General features: G+C 54.5%; 13 protein-coding genes. 4 read left to right on the plus strand and 9 right to left on the minus strand.

Annotation, left to right across the window (positions count from 1 at the left end; all coding sequences use genetic code 11):
* Nucleotides 1-74: 74 nt before the first annotated feature.
* Together MHH28_RS16620 and MHH28_RS16625 are read right to left on the minus strand one after the other, a co-directional pair.
* Nucleotides 75-743, minus strand: a complete 669-nt coding sequence (locus tag MHH28_RS16620) for a potassium channel family protein (RefSeq protein WP_405104181.1) — start codon at nt 741-743, stop codon at nt 75-77.
* Nucleotides 744-755: 12 nt separating this feature from the next.
* Nucleotides 756-2117: a TrkH family potassium uptake protein gene (locus MHH28_RS16625; protein WP_405104182.1), complete on the minus strand. Its 1362-nt coding sequence runs from the start codon at nt 2115-2117 to the stop codon at nt 756-758.
* A gap of 350 nt (nt 2118-2467) precedes the next feature.
* Here MHH28_RS16625 and MHH28_RS16630 point away from each other — a divergent pair, with 350 nt between their 5' ends.
* Entirely contained in the window at nt 2468-4168 is a 1701-nt protein-coding gene (locus tag MHH28_RS16630) for a CPBP family intramembrane glutamic endopeptidase (protein WP_405104183.1), read from the plus strand.
* Nucleotides 4169-4257: 89 nt separating this feature from the next.
* On the opposite strand, the gene MHH28_RS16635 is transcribed toward MHH28_RS16630, so the two are convergent.
* The 4 genes from MHH28_RS16635 to MHH28_RS16650 form a co-directional block, all read right to left on the minus strand.
* The gene (locus MHH28_RS16635) at nt 4258-8832 is read right to left on the minus strand and encodes a discoidin domain-containing protein (protein ID WP_405104184.1); all 4575 of its coding nucleotides are present in this window, start codon (nt 8830-8832) and stop codon (nt 4258-4260) included.
* A gap of 476 nt (nt 8833-9308) precedes the next feature.
* Nucleotides 9309-11372, minus strand: coding sequence for an excinuclease ABC subunit UvrC (gene uvrC, locus MHH28_RS16640; RefSeq protein WP_405104185.1), 2064 nt, complete (start codon nt 11370-11372; stop codon nt 9309-9311).
* 178 nt (nt 11373-11550) lie between these two features.
* Nucleotides 11551-11868, minus strand: a complete 318-nt coding sequence (gene trxA, locus MHH28_RS16645; RefSeq protein ID WP_036701616.1) for a thioredoxin — start codon at nt 11866-11868, stop codon at nt 11551-11553.
* A 220-nt stretch (nt 11869-12088) separates the two neighbouring features.
* Entirely contained in the window at nt 12089-12574 is a 486-nt protein-coding gene (locus MHH28_RS16650) for a GNAT family N-acetyltransferase (protein WP_405104186.1), read from the minus strand.
* Between the two features lie 172 nt (nt 12575-12746).
* Between MHH28_RS16650 and MHH28_RS16655 the strand changes: the two genes are divergently transcribed.
* Nucleotides 12747-12908 (plus strand): YqzM family protein, encoded by a 162-nt coding sequence (locus tag MHH28_RS16655; protein WP_405104187.1) that lies wholly within the window; start codon nt 12747-12749, stop codon nt 12906-12908.
* A gap of 214 nt (nt 12909-13122) precedes the next feature.
* On the plus strand, nt 13123-14496 hold the full coding sequence (locus tag MHH28_RS16660; protein WP_405104188.1) for a glycoside hydrolase family 43 protein: 1374 nt from the start codon (nt 13123-13125) through the stop codon (nt 14494-14496).
* A 120-nt stretch (nt 14497-14616) separates the two neighbouring features.
* On the opposite strand, the gene dnaI is transcribed toward MHH28_RS16660, so the two are convergent.
* From dnaI to MHH28_RS16675, 3 genes are all read right to left on the minus strand, one after another.
* A complete protein-coding gene (gene dnaI / locus MHH28_RS16665) occupies nt 14617-15576 on the minus strand; it encodes a primosomal protein DnaI (RefSeq protein WP_405104189.1) in 960 nt (319 codons plus the stop codon).
* An 18-nt stretch (nt 15577-15594) separates the two neighbouring features.
* A complete protein-coding gene (locus MHH28_RS16670) occupies nt 15595-17136 on the minus strand; it encodes a helicase DnaB (RefSeq protein WP_405104190.1) in 1542 nt (513 codons plus the stop codon).
* 262 nt (nt 17137-17398) lie between these two features.
* The gene (locus MHH28_RS16675; RefSeq protein ID WP_405104191.1) at nt 17399-17695 is read right to left on the minus strand and encodes a YuiB family protein; all 297 of its coding nucleotides are present in this window, start codon (nt 17693-17695) and stop codon (nt 17399-17401) included.
* Nucleotides 17696-17962: 267 nt separating this feature from the next.
* Here MHH28_RS16675 and hemQ point away from each other — a divergent pair, with 267 nt between their 5' ends.
* Nucleotides 17963-18721 (plus strand): hydrogen peroxide-dependent heme synthase, encoded by a 759-nt coding sequence (hemQ, locus tag MHH28_RS16680; protein WP_405104192.1) that lies wholly within the window; start codon nt 17963-17965, stop codon nt 18719-18721.
* Nucleotides 18722-18764 lie beyond the last annotated feature (43 nt).

Consider the following 18764-nt stretch of genomic DNA (forward strand, 5'->3'; position numbering starts at 1 on the left):
AAACGCCCGAATACATAGCATTCCAGGCGTTCTTGGCTTTCTTTTATAAGGAAATAATGGCTGGCAGGACGTCCTTACTCGGCATTCACCGCTTCATCCTCGAACTCCTCAATGCTGTCGTTGGAGCCGATCACCACCATGATGTCCCCCTGATGCACATAATCATGCGCGGTTGGAGCAACGATGATGCCATCCTCGCGGTTAAGGGCAATGATGCTGCAGCCGTATTTGGCGCGGGTGTTCAGCTCGGAGAGACTTTTGCCGTTCATGCAGGCGGGCACCGTCAGCTCTACGACCTTGTAATCCTTGGAGATCTCGATATAATCGAGCAGATTCGGCGTCACCAGCTGATGGGCCACGCGGATACCCATATCCCGCTCCGGGAAAATCACCCGGTCCACCCCCAGCTTCGACAGCGCGCGGCCATGCAGAATGGAGATCGCTTTGCCGACCACCTGCTTGACGCCCAGCTCCTTCAGCAGAATCGCAGCCAAAATACTCCGCTCCATATTATCGCCGATCGCCACAATGCCGCAGTCAAAATTACGCACCCCAAGCGAGCGCAAAATCCCTTCATCCGTAGCATCCGCCATGACCGCATGCGTCAGCTGTCCGCTCATTTCCTCCACCCGCTCCTCCTGGTGGTCAATGCCAAGCACCTCGTAGCCCATGGACATCAGCTCCAGCGCCAGACTTGAGCCGAAGCGGCCCAGGCCGATTACAACAAACTGCTGTGGTTTCATGAGTTGATTCCCCTATCCAATTATCATTTTGCCTTCCGGGTATTTATATAATGGTTTACCCTGTCTCGGACCCAGCGCATACGCCAGCGTCAGTAGTCCCAGCCGTCCGGCGAACATGGTCAGGCAGATCAGGATCTTGCCGACCTGCGTCAGCTCCGGGGTCAGGCCCAGACTGAGGCCCACATTGGCGAAAGCCGAGGTGGTCTCGAACAGAATCATCAGATAGGGCAGCCCCTCCGTAGTGGAGAGCATCATTGAGACCGTCACGATCAGCAGCAGCGCCAGCAGCGTGATGGTCAATGCCTTGAATACGCGCTCCTGAGCCAGCCGGTACCGGAAGAGCACGATGTCTTCGCGGCCGCGCAGCATGGAGATTACGGCTCCGATCATCAGCGTGAAGGTCGTGGTCTTGATGCCGCCGCCGGTTGAGCCCGGAGAAGCCCCGATGAACATTAGAATCACGATGAAGAACTGCGACGCCTGACGCATTCCTGTGATATCCAGTGTATTGGCCCCTGCCGTACGCGGCGCCACCGATTGGAACAGGGAGGCCCATAGCTTGCTTCCCAGATTAAGCGGTCCCAGGGTGCGCGAATTGGTGAACTCGAAGATGAAAATGACCACCATTCCTGTCAGAATCAGTCCGGCCGTCATCGACAGCACCACCTTGCTGTGCAGCGACAGCCGCCGGGTGCGGCGGAAGTCGGCCAGGTCGGAGATGACGATGAAGCCGATTCCCCCGGAAATGATCAGGAACATAACCACCAGGTTAATCGCAGGATCTCCGACGTAGCTGATTAAGCTGTGATCATATCCGCCGAACAGATCGAATCCGGCGTTATTGAACATCGACACCGCATGGAATACCCCATAGTAGACAGCGCGGCCAAGCGGCATATCCGCTGCCCAGCGGATGGACAGGAGAAGCGCTCCCGCAGCTTCAAGGATCAGGGAATAGAGCAGTACCTTACGGATCAGCCGCACAATCCCTTCCATCGAGCTCTGGTTCATGGCTTCCTGAAGAATCAGCCGGTCGCGCAGTGAGATCCTGCGCCTGAATACCAGGGCGAACAGCGTGGCCATTGTCATGAACCCCAGTCCGCCGATCTGAATCAGCACCAGAATGACCGCCTGCCCGAAGCCGGTAAGATGGGTCCCGGTATCCACCACAGCCAGTCCGGTCACACAGGCGGCGGAGGTAGCGGTGAACAGCGCATCCATGAAGCCAAGCGGCTGGCCGGGGACGCTGGACACCGGAAGCATCAGCAGCAGCGTGCCGATGAGGATGACCGCAGCGAAGCTCAGCACCAGGATTTGCGGAGGAGACAGCTTCAGGAATCTGAAGCCGGTAATTTTGGAAGACGGTAACGCCAAACTTCTCATCCTTTCAGGGTTCCTTACTTAGAAGTTACGAATAGATCAGTATCGGATAAACATACAAAATTATATACGTTATTGCCTAACTTCACAAAGACTCATTTTGACAAGCCAAGTGGAACCGGCTTTGCCGTCTTTTGAAAAGACGGTAACGTTTCAGCGAGAAATAGAAGGATAAGTTATCGTGAGAAACTTATAAATTCTTATATTTGGACAAAAATAACATGCCATTAAGCATAAGCCCGGACATCTCCACGTAAAAGGATAATAAGGCATTTCTTTGTATCTGCCTCGCAAGTAATACTATAATGGATGGATGAGAGCATTTCATTTCAAGGAGGCGTTCCATGAATCCCGTCGGCCAGCCCCTGCATCAGCGGCCCATTACCACCAAACTTATCCTTGCCGGAATTCTCGGACTGGTTCTATTTGTCATGTTCCAGATTGCTCCCCAGCTCCTCTCCGGCTCAGGCGGGGATACAGCCATTCTCAGCAAAAGCGAAATCCGCGAGAAGGCCGCCGCCTTCGCCGCCGGGCAGCTCGGACACGAATCCGCAGATCAGGATGAATGGGTCATTCTGTACAAAACGGACTCTTCCTTCTACGGCTATATGTCCCGGGAGAAGCTGCTCCAGGACTATTCCAAGAACAAGCTGGATCAGCGTTATCCGTTCGATGTTTATCATGCTGTACTCTATACGTCAGGGGAATCGGCAGCCCGGCTGGCAGTCGATCTCAATATGTATACCGGCGAACCCGTGGCTTTTGCGCTTGGCGCCGATGCCGATGCTGCGGCCGGACTGAATTACGGGGAGCATCCTGCGGCGCTGAAGCGTCCCGGCACTGCTAATCCTGCAAGCAGCATAGCGGACCTCAGTCTTGAGGCAAAAGAAAACCTCGCCCGCCCCTGGCTGAAGCTATGGAAGGCCAATCCCGCCAAGCTGAAGATTGAGGCTAACGCCGATGGCTACGGGCTGGTCTATTCCGACAGCTCCGTTACCGTAGGCGAAATACCGCTTAAGTATCAATTCAATTATCTGAACGGCGAGGTCTCTTATTTCCGCGCCGGATTCACCGCTCCTGCCTGGCATGATACTTACGTAGACGGGCAGACTTCGCTGGCCAAGAAGCTCACCTTGTTCGGATACGGCCTGCCCACCCTGCTGCTGGGCATCCTGGCGATGATCTACGGCATTCTGCGCCGGAAGCATACTTCATGGAAGCGCGGGATCTTCCTGAGCTCGATCCATTTCCTGATCATGATGGTCAGCAGCTACAATGTGGTGTCCGAAACAGGCAGCGGCAGCGCTGAAGCGAGGATTACAGCTATTGTCATGTTCATCATCTACGTGCTGTACAGTCTGCTGATGTCGCTCCTGCTCTACTTCTCTCTGGTCGGCGGCGACGGCCTGTGGCGCTCCGAGGAGAAGCTGAATCCCTGGCCCCGGGCGCAGGAGCCCGGTTATGGACGCTACGTGCTGAAGAGTATCCAGGCTGGTTATGTATGGGCCTTCATTCTGCTTGGCGTACAGACTATCATGTTCATTATTCTGTCCTATACGCTGGATAACTGGTCTACCACAGATGCCAGCCAGTCGCCTTACAACATGAAGTACGCCTGGCTGCTGCCGATTGTTGCCTGGCTTGCCGGCCTCTCCGAAGAGGCGGTCTACCGCCTGTTCGGTATCCGCATGCTGAAGAAGCTGGTCAAGAATACGCTCATCGCCTCACTGATCACGACCCTGGTCTGGGCGCTCGGGCATACGCTCTATCCGATCTATCCGGTCATCTCGCGGCCGATTGAGCTGACGGTTATCGGCCTCCTGTTCAGCTATATTTTCCTGAGGTACGGGTTCATCGCGGTGATGTTCAGCCATGTGGTATTCGACAGCATCCTGATGGGGGCGACGCTGATCTTCATGCAGGATAAGGTGAATATCGGAGCCGGTATTGTCACCATCATTCTGCCGTTCATCGTCGGTTATCTGGTGTACCGCTTCAACCCTCCACGGGGGCCGGAGCTGGCAGAACCGAATCCTACTCCATAAACACACGAAGCGGCTGCGCCTCCTATCCGGGATAGCGCAGCCGCTGCTGTATAGTTATGCTGTCCAGACTGACTTGTGCATTCTGTGCACTAATAGACGGACAATTCCCATAAAGAGTAGCCATATTGTGTGCCGCGCTGCGTCCCGTTCACCTTCACATACCGCGCGCTGACCGGGGTGAAGCTGATATCGTCGATGTCTCCATCCCCGGCTGTCGCCGTATACGCCATTGTCCAGTTCGTGCCGTCTGCTGACGTCTCAATTGTGTAGGCTTTGGCGTATGCCCCCTCCCAGTTCAGCAGGACGCGGCTAACCGTCTGGGCAGAGCCGAGGTCCACCTGAATCCACTGCGGATCACTGAAGTCCGATTCCCAGCGGGTGCCCAGATCTCCGTCCACCGCGCCGGCAGCCGGTTGCTTCGAATTCTCCGAAGCGGTAACTGCCTTGTTCAGTGCAAGGTTCACAAGCGGCGTTGTACCGCCGGTGATCACCTGCTGCACCGAAGCATCATTATATCCGGCTGCTGTGACTGTAATCGTGTAAGTCTTCCCCGTAGGGAACAGCGCAGGATTCAGGGTGATTTTACCGGCTGCCACGGTAACATTCGCCGCCGCTGCTGCCACTCCATCCACCCTCACCGCAGTAATTGCATTTCTCCAGGCCGCGTTCTCCGTGAACGTCAGCTCAATAGGTTGGCCGGCTGCGTTCTCAGTAGTATCAGCTGTGAGCGCGGGCGGAGTAAGCGGTGTTACAGCGCTGCCGCTGCCGTACACCTCCAGTTCCCATAAGGAATACCCATACGGCGTACCGCGCTCTGTGCCGTTCACCTTCACATACCGCGCGCTGACCGGGGTGAAGCTAATGTCATCGATGTCCCCGTCTCCGGTTGTTGTCGAATATACCGTTGCCCAGTTCGCTCCGTCTGCCGACGTCTCAATGGTATAGGCTTTGGCGTACGCCCCCTCCCAGTTCAACAGGACACGGCTGACCGTCTGGGCCGAGCCGAGGTCCACCTGAATCCACTGCGGATCACTGAAGTCCGATTCCCAGCGGGTGCCCGCATTTCCGTCCACCGCGCCGGCAGCGGGCTGCTTCGGATTCTCGGATGCGGTAACCGCCTTGTTCAGCGCAAGGTTCCCGGATGGCTGTGTTCCACCAGTAATCACCTGCTGCACCGAAGTATCGGTATATCCGTCTGCTGTTACTGTAACCGTGTAAGTCTTCGCCGTGGGGAACAGCGCGGTGTTCAGGGTGATTTTACCGGCTGCCACGGTAACATTCGCTGTCGCCACTACGGTTCCATCCACCTTCACCGCAGTGATTGCGTTTCTCCAGGATGCATTCTCGGTGAACGTCAGCTCAATTGGCTGGCCGGCTGCATTCTCGGTGGTATCGGCTGTGAGCGCGGGCGGAGTAAGCAGCGTATCCGTGGTCACCTTCGTCGGGTCCACCTTCACCAGCTTCCGGGCCTCGACTAGAGCTGAGCCTGTAACCCCTCCGCTATTGCGGAACGTAACGGTTATGGCCGCATTCGTCGGATTCCAGACCAGCGCGCGGTAATCCGAACCTTTTTTATACACTGTTGCACTGTATCCGTTCTCCGCCCAAATGTCCTTGGTGCGTGATCCAAGCGTGGCCATATTGTGCACGAACCAGTACGTGTTGAACAATTCGTTCTGCTGCGGCAGTGCCGGATTCCATTTATTCAGCACCGCCTGCGGATCGCTCAGCGCCTGAATCGGCCAGACAATATGGTACCAGTCCGGTTCCGGCCCGCCGTTATCGGCTACGAAGCCGCTGTATAATCCAGCCGCCTTAGCCGTATCGAACCCGTAGCTGGTCAAATATTCTGCTGTAGGCAGCCAGTGAATGCCATAGACATACACCGGATTCCCGTTAAAAAAGGTGCCGAAGAAATTCGAGCTTCCGTAAATCTGACCCACCGTTTTATGCGTATAGCCCGGCAGCCAGTTATCCTGGTCGTAGTTGAACCAGTACTGCTGCACCGCTCTAAGCTCGGTCGTGAAGCCCATAATGGACGCATCCCGGAAGGCTGTATTGCCGGTCAGCGTGCTCCACATATATTGGCCAACCCAGCCGAACAGCGACTCTCCAGCTGCTTCCTGGTTATTGCCGCTGTCATTGTCGGCGTAACCGCCGGCCCATGAATGGCCTTCATACAGATCGAAGTTACGGAAGTAGGGATACTTCGGATCGGTCTTCGACGGATTGGCATAATCCCGGATCAGCTCATCGACCATTCCGCTGAATTTATTTCTGAAATCAGTATCATAGGTGGCGAGCACGGCAGATGCAAAAACATAATAGCCATACGTGAAATGATGGTCAGTGATGCCGGAGTTCGCGCCGAACTCGCTGTTTTTATAGATCAATGTTCCCCAGTCAGAGTTGTAGTCGAAATAATAATCGGTTTCCCCCGAGGTGTACGTATACCAGTCTGTAAGCACCGTCTTCATCCGGGACAGGAACAGATTCTTGTAGCTCTCATTGCCGATCTGATCGGCGATCAGCACACCCATGGCCAGCGGATGCAGCTTCTTGCCCTGCCAGTACGCATCAGCCTGCATCAGATTGGTGGCGGTGTCCGTATCCAGCAGCGCCAGGTAATTCAGCAGATCCTGACGGGAATAGGTAGAATCGCCCGGCTCGGTGAACTGCGGCACAATGCCGTGGAATTTATCCGTAGTGGCGAACGAATTGCCCTCTGTCACCTTCATCGATCCACGGATGGACGGGAAGGAGACAGCGGTCAGCGGTGTTGTAGTAACCTTCCACTGGTGGGGAAGCTGTGCCATCAGCGTTGTATTCGGGAAGCCCGAACGCTTGAGTTCTGTCACCGCATTGAAGGTGGTCGTGACATCGGAGGTGGTCTCGTTGAAGGTATAGGCCACCTTCGTGTCGGTCACGAAGGCATAACCGTGCTGGTAGAAATAATTCAGATTGGACGGTGCCGGAAGAGCCGACAGGGACAGGAAATTCTGGCCTCCGCCCAGCTGGATTTTGAGCTTGGCGCCGACCCGCTTGAAGGTTGTACCGGCCGGGGCATACAGCCCATAGTGTCTGGTCACCATTACAGGCGTTGGCGCCCCGTTGGAATTCGTGACCGCAATGCCGATATGGTCTGCAGTCACGGTGTCGCCGTCTGCAGCCAGAATCGTAGTATTGCTGTCATTGAAGAAGCGGGCCCCGGCCGGCAGATACACCTCAGGACTGGCCGGATCGCTGAATTGCGAATAGAGGTACGGCGAGCCTTTGACGAACGTGGTCTTCAGCTTCTCCGCAGCGCCATCGCTTAGCACCGCAGTCGCCGACCAGTCGCCGTAACCGGTAATCCGGTTCGACATCCCCGATGTATTAATATTGCCGGCCATCAGGAACAGGTCTGGGCTTCCCGCCGCTTCCTGCGCCTTGCCATCGGCGCTTAAGTAGCCTGCACCCGGGTTCAGAATACTTAGGCCCTGCTTGGTATATTTCGATTTGAGCGGAAGCGTGATAATGCCGTTACCGAGCTGATTGATCATAATGGACTGCCACCAGTCATTGGAAGGCAGCGGCGCAGTCAGTGCGTCCGATTTATACAGCGGATACTTGGGCTGAGGAACCGAGAGGTCATTCGCCGCATGGCTGCCTTGGCCAACGGGCACTGTGGTCAGCTGCGGCAAAGCCGGAACGTTATAGACCGGCTTCGGATCGCCTGCCACATAATCATAGGCCTGAAATTCAAAAATCGAATAACCAAAGGAGGTCGCTCTGCTGATGCCCTTCATCCGCAGATAACGGCCGCTGGCATAGACGGGAAGATTAAGGGTGCCGCCGTCGCCGTGAAGCTCCCGGTATACGGTCGTCCACGAGGTTCCGTTATCCGAAACCTGAATATCATAGATCCGGCCGGCCGCTGCCTCCCAGTTAATGATTACCCGGCCCAGCGTGCGTATGCTGCCAAGGTCAACGTTAAGCCATTCATTATCGGTAGCGTTGGAAGACCAGCGTGTGCTCGGGTTGCCGTCCACCGCCAGCTCCGGCAGGGTAGAGCCGACAGGGAGATAATCGGCCATCTGATAGGATGAAGCCGTCGCAGGTTTGTTTAAGGCCACATTCGGTCCCAGAACGACCGGAGGAGGATTAACGCCGTTAGTTCCGTATACCTCGAACTCATAGAGGGAGATGCCGTATTGCGTCAGGATTCGCTCCGTGGCGAATACCCGGACATAACGGCCTGTACCGCTGAGCGTGAGCTCATCCACACCGCCATCTCCTGTAGTTGTGGAATAGACATCAGTCCAGTTTAATTCGTCAGGGGATACCTGGATTTTGTAAGCCTTGGCGTAAGCTCCTTCCCAGCGGAGCACTACGCGGTCTATGGTGGCGTTTGCCCCGAGATCCACATAAATCCAGTTCGGGTCCGTCCCCCATGAGCTGCTCCACCTTGAAACTGTATTGCCGTCCACCGCCAGATCCGGGGTATTATTGCCCTCCGTGCCCGATGCATATGCCGGCCGGTCTTTGGATAGCAGATAAGAGTCCGCAGCCTGTGCCCGTCCGGGCGGAAGGGCCAGCACGAGACTCAGCAGCATGATGATGCTCAGACAAAGAGCGGTCCCGTTGATCCCCTTCATGCGTCTTACTGTTTTTGAATATGCCATTCTTTAATCCTCCTCTTTACGATTGGATTGCAGCTCTTCAGCCTGTAAACCTGACTTTTTCCGGAGTCCATTTCCCGGAGTCTGCATCAGCCCCTTTTACCCTGGTACTGGAAATTCACACCTTTATACACAAGCGCTTTCATAGATTCATAATAAGCGTACCCCTTACCGAAACCGGTTGCAATTGTTAAAAGCGACGTTTTATGCAGAATATAAAGATTCATCTAATTGTGCAGCACCAGATTACGGAAACTTCACCACCGCTTTTGCGCATTGTGTTCGGTTTTCCGCACACATTCGGCCCGCACACCCCGCTCAGACGCATCGTGTTCGGTTTTCCGCATACATTCCGGCTCCGTTGGCCTGCCTTCCGGGGGATTTAGCGGGATTCCTGAGAATATCATCAATTCCTAACAAATCCAAAAAAAACCGGCCCACATGGGGCCGGCTTCTATTCCTTTATCGTTCAAGCCTATTTATAATGACGGCTCCTCGTCATTGAGCGCCTCCAGAATCTGACCAGCCAGCTTCTCGCCAATGGACAGCACACGGAAATCCTCGACCGAAGCTTCCTTGATCTTCTTAAGCGAGCCGAAATGCTTCAGCAGCAGCTTCCGGCGTTTGTCCCCGATGCCCGGAATCGAATCCAGCTTCGAGGTAACCATCGACTTGCCGCGCTGCTCCCGGTGGAACGTAATGGCGAATCGGTGAACCTCATCCTGGATGCGCTGGAGCAGGTAGAACTCCTGGCTGTCTCTGGCGAGGGAGACCGGCTCGGCGGAGTCGCCGACCAGCAGCTGGGCAGTTCTATGCTTGTCATCCTTGACCAGACCGCAGACCGGAATGAACAATCCCAGCTCATTCTGCAGAATATCGATCGCCGAAGAGATCTGGCCCTTGCCCCCATCCACGACGATCAGATCCGGCTGCGGCAGATTCTCCTTCAGCACCCGTTCATAACGCCGCCGGATGACCTCGCGCATCGTCTCATAATCATCCGGCCCCTGAACGGTGCGGACCTTATACTTGCGGTACTCTTTGCGGGCGGGCTTGCCGTCGATGAAGACCACCATCGCCGAGACCGGATTGGCCCCTTGAATATTCGAGTTATCGAACGCTTCGATCCGGTTCAGCGAATCCAGCCCCAGGCTCTGCCCCAAGCTGATGGCCGCACCGGAGGTACGCTCCTCGTCCCGCTCGATCAGGCGGAACTTCTCACTCAGCGCAACCCGGCTGTTCTGGCAGGCCATGCCGATCATCTGCTTCTTCAGCCCGCGCTGCGGCACCAGCACCTTGATGCCCAGCCATTCCTGCAGGGCAGCTGCGCCTCCGGCCGCATCCACAGTCCCTTCAGCGGCTGCTTCCTGCTCCTGCGCCGCTTCCGCCGCTGCGTCCCCGCCCGGCGCTTCTGCCGCTGCCGGAGCAGCCGCAAGCGCCTCACCGGCGGCTGCGGCCTCACCAGGCAGCTCTCCGGCCTCCGACTCGTCCTCTGCGCCCAGGGCCGCCATCAGCGCCTGGCCGCTCGGCATTGCGCCACCCGCCGGCCCGCTGCTTCCCTGGCCGGGGGCGCTGCCCGCTTCCGGCAGTTGCATTCCGGCACTTGCCATATCCGGCAGGAGGATTTCCTGCGGCAGCGCGGGATTGTCGCTGTAATACTGCGTCACATAGGACATGAAGTCACTGTATGCTTCCCCATAGAATGGAAAAGCCGACGAGTGGCGCTGAATCATTTTCCCCTGCCGCATATACAGAATCTGCACACACATCCAGCCCTTATCCACCGCGTAACCGAAGACGTCACGGTCCTTGGTGTCGGCCGTATTGATCTTCTGCTTCTCCATCACGGCGTCAATGTGCATAATCTGGTCGCGCAGTTCCTTGGCCCGCTCGAAATACAGCTCCTCGGCAGCCTCCTGCATCTTCTTCTGCAGATCCTTCTTCACCGCATCATGCCCGCCCCCGAGGAAGGAAGAGATATTCTGTATAATCTCCTCATAGTCAGACTTCGGCACTTCCTTCTCGCACGGTGCGAGGCACTGGCCCATGTGATAGTACAGGCAGACCTCCTTCGGCATCACCCCGCACTTGCGCAGCGGATACATCCGGTCGAGCAGCTTCTTGGTCTGCTGGGCGGCGTAGCTGTTCGGATACGGGCCGAAATATTTAGCTTTATCTTTCAGCACCCGGCGGGTAACCTCCAGGCGCGGATGGGCTTCGTTCGTGATTTTCAGATAAGGAAAAGTCTTGTCGTCCTTCAGCAGCACATTATAGCGCGGCATATGCTTCTTGATCAGATTGCACTCCAGAATAAGTGCTTCCATATTGCTCGACGTCACGATATATTCAAAATCAACAATATTGGCAACCAACCGTTGCGTCTTCCCGTTGTGGCTGCCTGTGAAGTAGGAGCGTACGCGGTTCTTCAGCACCTTGGCCTTACCGACATAAATAATCGTACCCTCCTGATTCTTCATCAGATAGCAGCCGGGCAGATCGGGCAGCAGTGCCAGCTTGTTGCGGATATTATCCATATAATCCATAAGTTCTCCCCCACCTGTGACTACACCGTTATAAGGTAAGTTTAGAATACAATGTACTGCAGTTTCAAGCCTAAATATAGAACATCCGTTTGTATTGGACACACAAAGCGCCTTCGGTAGACCGAAGGCGCTTTGTGTGAAGGGGCCGCAGGCCCCGGTTACAGCAGATTATAATCCATTATTGATGTTTAGCTACGATATTCTTAAGCGAGTCCTTGGAGTTCAGTCCTACGACTTTGTCTACAGGCTGGCCGTCTTTGAAGAAGATTAGAGTAGGAATACTCATTACGCCAAAACGGGAAGCTGTCTCAGGATTCTCATCGACATTCAATTTGGCAATCTTCACATCGTCACCCAGTTCGGTGGACAATTCCTCAAGAATAGGGGCAAGCATTTTGCAAGGGCCGCACCAAGGTGCCCAGAAATCTACTACTACAGTACCTTGACCTTCCACTTCATTCACGAAGGATTGGTCAGACACGTTCACGATAGCCATGATATTGTTCCTCCTTAGATAAGTTTTGTGAGCTTAAGCTGTACGAAATAACTTCCGCTTCTATAGCCTGAGCCAAGTCCGCAGAATTTACTCCGAGATCATAGCGGGATAAAATGCTTCATGTAATATGATAACCAGATTATCATTTACCGACACATTCCCAGTATAACATAAATACAATGCATTTGTTATATATTTTAAGAAATTATATTGTATAAAATTAATTTGCAATATCCAGCTTCATCGTCCAGGAGGTCCCAGAAATTCCGTGAAACTGAAACCCGAGTCTGTCATATAACCGGACGGCCGCCTGATTCCCCGGATCAACGCTGAGAGAAAGGGAGGTGTACCCCTCGGTTACAGCTTGCTGAGTGATGGCCTGCATGAGTCTGCTTCCCACACCCTGCTGCCTATAGTCAGACCGTATAGCCACACCTAATTCCGGCGTCTGCGCATCCACAAATCCGTAGCCCTGGTTAGACTCGTCAAATAGCCTGTACCAGGCAGCACCTGCGGGGATATTGTCAATAAGGGCAATTAGAGCCGTATCGCCTTGTCTGCCCCAATTCTCGTTGTATTTCACCATTCCCGTGGAATTCAACAGCTCATCTCTAGGCGGCTTCCCTTGCTCCATGTGAATGGACTCATAATGCATATCCATAAGAAACTCATACTCCTGCGGTTCCATAGGTCTTATATGTATCATAAAATCATCCTTTTGGCAGCAGATATAGGAATATATCACCGATCTTAATCTTTACATCTCTTCTGCATCTTCGTATACTTGAAGAAAACGCATTAATTGTCAATGACTTCTCTCACATGTATAACTGTAACCCACTTCATGCAGTCATGCAACAGCAAGGAGGAAGAAGCGAATGGACGTCAATGTCAATGCACAGGCCCGTGACCCGCGGGAGCATATCAATGAAGAGCCCCGCCATGATCTCGGTGATCTGATGGCCGGTTTCTTCGGAATGACGGGCTTTATGACCGTAGTATTCTTCGGAATGGTGATCATCAAGTATTTGTCCGAATAGCTGCGCAGGTGCAGTGTCCGGTATTCTTTGCCCAGGTCCAGGCCCGGGCAGGATGCCGGGCTTTTTTTTGCGTTCATTTTGCGCTCCATCGAGAATTGTAGTAATAACATAAATTTACAATTTAATAAAAAGAAAACACATTTTTGTTTCGCAGGAGCCGTGTTACTCTGTAGGCGAAAGCGCTGTTATACCATACTTTGAGGAGGCAGGAAGAATGAAAAAGCTTGTCAGCGTTGCTGTCGCAGGGTTGTTGGCATCGGCATTGTATTCCCCGGTATCGTTCGCCGACAACCCTGTTGTGCAGACCATCTATACGGCGGACCCGGCGCCGCTTGTATACAATCATACGGTATACCTGTACACCGGACATGACGAAGACAACTCGACCTACTATACGATGAATGATTGGCGGGTCTACTCTTCCAAGGACATGGCGAACTGGACAGATCACGGGTCACCGCTATCCTACAAGGCGTTCAGCTGGTCGAGCGGAGAAGCATGGGCCAGCCAAGTGATAGAGCGCAACGGCAAATTCTACTTTTATGTCACGGCAAAAAGCACTTCGCTCGGACGGCCCGCCATCGGCGTCGCCGTCTCAAACAGCCCGACCGGCCCGTTCGTGAACGCCATCGGCAAACCGCTGGTCTCCAGCAGCTGGGGCGACATTGATCCGACAGTCTATGTAGACAGTGACGGCCAGGCCTATCTCTACTGGGGGAATCCGACACTGAAATATGTGAAGCTGAACCCTGATATGATCTCCTACAACCAGAGCACAGGTATTGTCCAGGTGCCTATGACCACAGACAGCTTCGGTGTGCGAAACGGCAATGCTGACAGACCGACCCTCTACGAAGAAGGACCCTGGTTTTACAAGCGCGGCAGCTTATACTACATGGTCTACGCCGCAAGCGGCATTCCTGAGAATATCGCTTATTCCACCAGCTCTTCGCCGACTGGACCGTGGAAGTACAGAGGGATCATTATGCCCACCCAGGGCGGCAGCTTCACCAATCACCCCGGTATCATCGATTTCAAAGGCCGCTCCTATTTCTTTTATCACAATGGCGCGCTGCCTGGAGGGGGCGGCTTCACCCGGTCAGTAGGAGTAGAGCAATTCACCTACAACGCGGACGGAAGCTTCCCGGTCATCAACATGACAACCGCCGGACCGCAGCCCATCGCCACCCTTAACCCCTATGTCAGAACACAAGCCGAGACCAGCGCATGGGCGGCCGGGGTAGAGACCGAGACCACCTCGGATACGGACGGGGGAATGAATGTCGGCTTCATAGATCACGGCGATTATCTCAAAATCAAAAATGTGAACTTCGGCTCCGGAGCCGCAGCCTTCGAGGCGCGGGTAGCTTCAGCAGGCAACGGCGGCAATATTGAGCTGCGGCTGGACAGTCCGACTGGAACACTGGCCGGTACCTGTGCGGTGCAGAATACCGGGGGCTGGCAGAGCTGGGTGACCAAGACCTGCACGGTCAGCGGAGCCAGCGGCACTCACGACCTCTACCTGAAATTCACGGGCGGCAGCGGCTACCTGTTCAATCTCAACTGGTGGAAATTCAGCGCCAGCTAAATCTAAGCACAGTAAAGAGGGGACCCCGCCAGATGACGGCGCGGTCCCCTCTTTAGTGTGGAGCACAAATTATCTTGCCATATGCTTATTGCTTATTGCTTATTGCTGCAACTGTGCGTCTTAGTCTCTGGCCCTGCCGCGCTGGTTCTCCCCATGCAGCGGAATAACCTCCACGAACGGGGCGATCCGGTCCATCAGCCGCTGGCCCTTGTAGACCTCTTCGCCGTCCTTGCTGGTGATGCTGAGATGCTTCTCCAGCCCGTCCAGCGGATAATTTGAGGTGTAGAAGGTCGGCTTGCGGTTCATCCGGTAGTTGAGAATCGCTCCGAGGACATGGTCTCGGGCCCAAGGATTGAGGTTCTCGGCTCCGATGTCGTCGAAGATCAGCAGATCGCAGTTCTTCATCGTATCGACCATTTCCTTCAGCTTCTGATTATCCATCATGATCAGCTTCAGTTCCTCGATGAAATCCGGCATATAGACAATCACGCCGCTGTAGCCCGAGATGGCCAGCTCATGAAGCAGATAGCACATCAGGAAGGTTTTGCCGGTCCCGAAGCTGCCCTGCAGATAAATCCCCCGCGAAGTCAGCCCCTCTGCACGTACAGTTGCGATATAGTCAAATATCTTGTTCACGGCTGAGGCCCGCCGGGGGTCCTTGCCCATAATATCCATCTCATCATATCCGCCGTTCAGTACCCGCTCATCCACATAGAAGCTGCGAATCCGCTTGCGGACATTATCCTGATTATCCTGTGCGATCTTCAGCTTGCACGGCGTCTTGCGTTCATAGAGGTCTGTGACACCGTTCACTGTCTCCACCGACAGCTTGCTGTAATGCCCCTGGAAATCATTCGGGCAGTTCGCCAGGCCGGGACAGTTCTTACAGTGCCGGTCCTCCTCGACATACTGGTACAGACGGCTCAAGTGCAGCCGCAGCCGGGACTCGTCCAGCTCGGGATGCTCAGCCTGAAGCTCCTTGACCAGAGGGTGGTTCAGCAGTGTCTGCTCCAGGTCGCGGGAGCGCTGGCGCAGAGCAGGGTTGTTCATCGAACGCAGCACTTCGCCCATGGACTCCATCGCTGCACCTCACTTTCTTCAGGACGTTCCCAGAACGCCTTTTTTCTTGCTGGCCTTGATCTCGGCCGCTTTCTTCATCATCGCCGCGAATTCCTCTTCCGATACGGTTCCGGCGCTGCCGTCATCAAGCACAATCGGAATCTCCTGCTTGCCGGAACGGCCGCCGCTCTTCGTATAGGAACGCTGACGGGTTCCCGTGCCGGAGGTGGCGGAAGCCGCCCCCTTGCCCTTCACCTTGGACTGGTCGCGGATATAGCGCACAGCCTTCTCGTACGTATTCACCTGCTTCACCAGCATATTGGAGGCAATGGCCTCCACGAAATTGCGGTTCATCCGCTGCTCGCCGCCGGAAGCCACCATCGTCATCAGATAATGGATCAGCACATTGATCACTTCACCGCTGAGCTTATAGTTCAAATCAATCTTCTCGAAGATATCCATCAGCTGGCCCGGAACCGCCCCGGGGAAGAACGTCTGCAGCAGCCGTGTATAAGGCTCGTTGCGCAGCATCATATTATATTGGTGAATGTCGCATTTGGACAGAAATTGCGGAGGGACCTCTACATAGAATTCCATTTCGACAGCCTGCTCCACCGGCACTGCGGAGGGATCGTTCTCTTCATCTGCGGCGGAGCGCAGCGACACCACCTTGGCAGCGGCAATCTCTCTTTTCTCCTGGCGCTTCATATCCTGACGGAAATGCTGGCTCGCCTTGTACTGCAGCGTATCCAGAATCACCTCTCCATTCGGGGTGAAGACATCATCCTCATCCAGCAGGCGGCATACATCCTGCGGGCCAAGCTCATATTTGCGGGCCACATAATTAATGACGCCCATCTGATTATGGTCAAAACGCAGCTTCTCGACATGAGCACGGTTCACCGATTCGCGCGGGAAGCGCAGAATAATATCACTGTAGGCTATATTCGGCTCAACCGCCTGGGTGGTGCCGGGCTGACGCACGGACGCTACCTCGGCCAGTGCCTGCTCCAGCTCATAGTCGATCACATGGGTGTTCAGCTCAAAAATATCATAAAAGGGCAGTGAAATATTCTCTTTCCCGAGCGACCGGCCGCTCCATTCCTCCGGTTCCCGGTGCCAGAACTGCTCGCGCAGCGACAGCACGGCGAATTTGCCGATCTTATCCCGGAGCAGCAGCGTCAAATGCTGGGTTGCAAAAAAATCAGCCGGCGACAGCGGCGGCATTAATTCGTACTCGTACATATAATCATCGTTCTCGGCGGCATACAGCCGGCAGGTCTGGAGCAGCCCCACCGCTTCCAGCCGGGAAGCCTGGTCTACCAGATATTTACGGCCCTTCTCGTTGGGTTCAACACCCAGGGTCATAAAGAGCCTGCGCTGCTGCTCCACCCCGGAGTAACCGATAGATTCAGCCGGAATATGCTCGAACAGCAACCGGTACAGGCTGATGGCGAACGCGCCTACCATCGGCTGATAGACCGAGCCCAGCATACGTCCGTCCAGATGGCTTAGACCGAATTCGCGGGACACGCAGTACCGATGATGTTCGGTGAAATGATGCAGGTTGCTCATACGCATCTGCGGATACCTCCCCCTCTTCTATACGAATTCATATAGATTTCTATTCTATCACAAAACACCCGGCCCGAAATGTAAAATAAAGATGAATCCTTGGCTCTTCTGGCGAAAAATACCCCCACAAAGTGGGGCTTTGGCGTAGGTGGTGACTCAGGTACTTTGCGGGGACCCCAAAACATATAAATTCTTATCTATAAAAAAAAACGGCTTCTCCCCGGTAGGAGATTAGCCGTTTCTTGTTGTACCGCCCTTCAGGCAGCGCTTAGAACATCTTGTATCCGCCCAGCCGCAGCTTCTGAATCGTCCAGCCGCTTAATACCGCTCCGGCAAGACCGGCGATGCCGGTAAGATAATCCACGATGTGGAAGGTAGAGAGATGCTCCCATAAGGTCATCGCGCTCCGGTCCCAGATGGAATAGACTACCACGGGAAGAATGACAATGACGAAGAGATAGGCGGGGAACCAGGTAGTCTTCATTAGCATATTAAGAATGAAGCCAATGCCGAACATCATCACAAAGAATAAAACGGCCAGAACAAACACCGGAATAAATCCCATCGTACCGCCATCCCCTCTCTCTATAAAGAACCGCACACCAAAGCTTATATAATAGTAAGTTTACTAGAAAAAATGTAGCGAAGCAATGAACATTATCGCGCTGCCTACCAGGATTAGGTAGAATGGGGCCTTCAGCGTTTGCTCTCTGCCGCCCGCTGCGCTACAATGCAAATAGCATAGACCTATGTTCATACATATTTAACGTATGCGGACACAGAAGATTTTACGCGAAGATATTCTATCTATAACCTATAAGGAGTGAACAACTTGAACGAAGCCGCTTTGACACTGGAAGGCTGGTATGCGCTGCATGACTTCCGCTCGCTGAACTGGACAGCCTGGACTGAAGCCGATGACGAAGAACGCGCAGTTGCCCTGGAGGAGCTGCATGCCTTCATGCAGGAGTGGGGACCTGTGGAGGAGGCGAAGGAAGGCAGCACCGCCGTCTATTCCATCGTAGGCCAGAAGGCTGATTTCGTGATGATGTTTCTGCGGGAGAGTCTGGAGGCGCTGAATGCGCTGGAGACCGCTTTTAACAAAATCGCCTTTGCCCAATATACTACGAAGGCCTATTCCTATGTCAGCATCGTTGAGCTCAGCAATTATGCCGCCGGAGGGAGCGCCGGAGACGGCAGCGACCCGATGCAGAACCCGCATGTGGCCGCCCGGCTGAAGCCCGTGCTGCCGCAAATGAAGCATATCTGCTTCTACCCGATGAACAAGAAGCGTGAGCTCGCCGACAACTGGTATATGCTCGACATGGAGAAGCGCCGGGAGCTGATGTATTCTCACGGTCTGATCGGACGCGGTTACGCCGGCAAGGTGAAGCAGATCATCACCGGCTCCGTCGGCTTCGATGACTGGGAGTGGGGCGTGACCCTGTTCGCCGAGGATGCGCTGCAGTTCAAGAAGCTCGTCTATGAGATGCGTTTCGACGAAGTCAGCGCCCGCTACGGCGAGTTCGGCCCCTTCTACGTCGGCAACCTGCTGAACGAAGAATCGTTCGAGGAGATGCTTAAGCTGTAGCAGCTTGTAATAGCGGGGACATTACTCCAATAATCCAAAGAGA

The organism is Paenibacillus sp. FSL K6-1217 (assembly GCF_045040735.1).
Lineage (GTDB): Bacteria > Bacillota > Bacilli > Paenibacillales > Paenibacillaceae > Paenibacillus_AQ.

Bases quoted from the DNA above. Each gene is read 5' to 3' on its own strand.
- MHH28_RS16630 (WP_405104183.1), top strand. From the start codon at position 2,468: ATGAATCCCGTCGGCCAGCCCCTGCATCAGCGGCCCATTACCACCAAA.
- uvrC (WP_405104185.1), bottom strand. From the start codon at position 11,372: ATGGATTATATGGATAATATCCGCAACAAGCTGGCACTGCTGCCCGAT.
- MHH28_RS16620 (WP_405104181.1), bottom strand. From the start codon at position 743: ATGAAACCACAGCAGTTTGTTGTAATCGGCCTGGGCCGCTTCGGCTCA.
- MHH28_RS16635 (WP_405104184.1), bottom strand. From the start codon at position 8,832: ATGGCATATTCAAAAACAGTAAGACGCATGAAGGGGATCAACGGGACC.
- MHH28_RS16655 (WP_405104187.1), top strand. From the start codon at position 12,747: ATGGACGTCAATGTCAATGCACAGGCCCGTGACCCGCGGGAGCATATC.
- MHH28_RS16675 (WP_405104191.1), bottom strand. From the start codon at position 17,695: ATGGGATTTATTCCGGTGTTTGTTCTGGCCGTTTTATTCTTTGTGATG.
- MHH28_RS16670 (WP_405104190.1), bottom strand. From the start codon at position 17,136: ATGCGTATGAGCAACCTGCATCATTTCACCGAACATCATCGGTACTGC.
- MHH28_RS16650 (WP_405104186.1), bottom strand. From the start codon at position 12,574: ATGATACATATAAGACCTATGGAACCGCAGGAGTATGAGTTTCTTATG.
- MHH28_RS16660 (WP_405104188.1), top strand. From the start codon at position 13,123: ATGAAAAAGCTTGTCAGCGTTGCTGTCGCAGGGTTGTTGGCATCGGCA.
- dnaI (WP_405104189.1), bottom strand. From the start codon at position 15,576: ATGGAGTCCATGGGCGAAGTGCTGCGTTCGATGAACAACCCTGCTCTG.
- trxA (WP_036701616.1), bottom strand. From the start codon at position 11,868: ATGGCTATCGTGAACGTGTCTGACCAATCCTTCGTGAATGAAGTGGAA.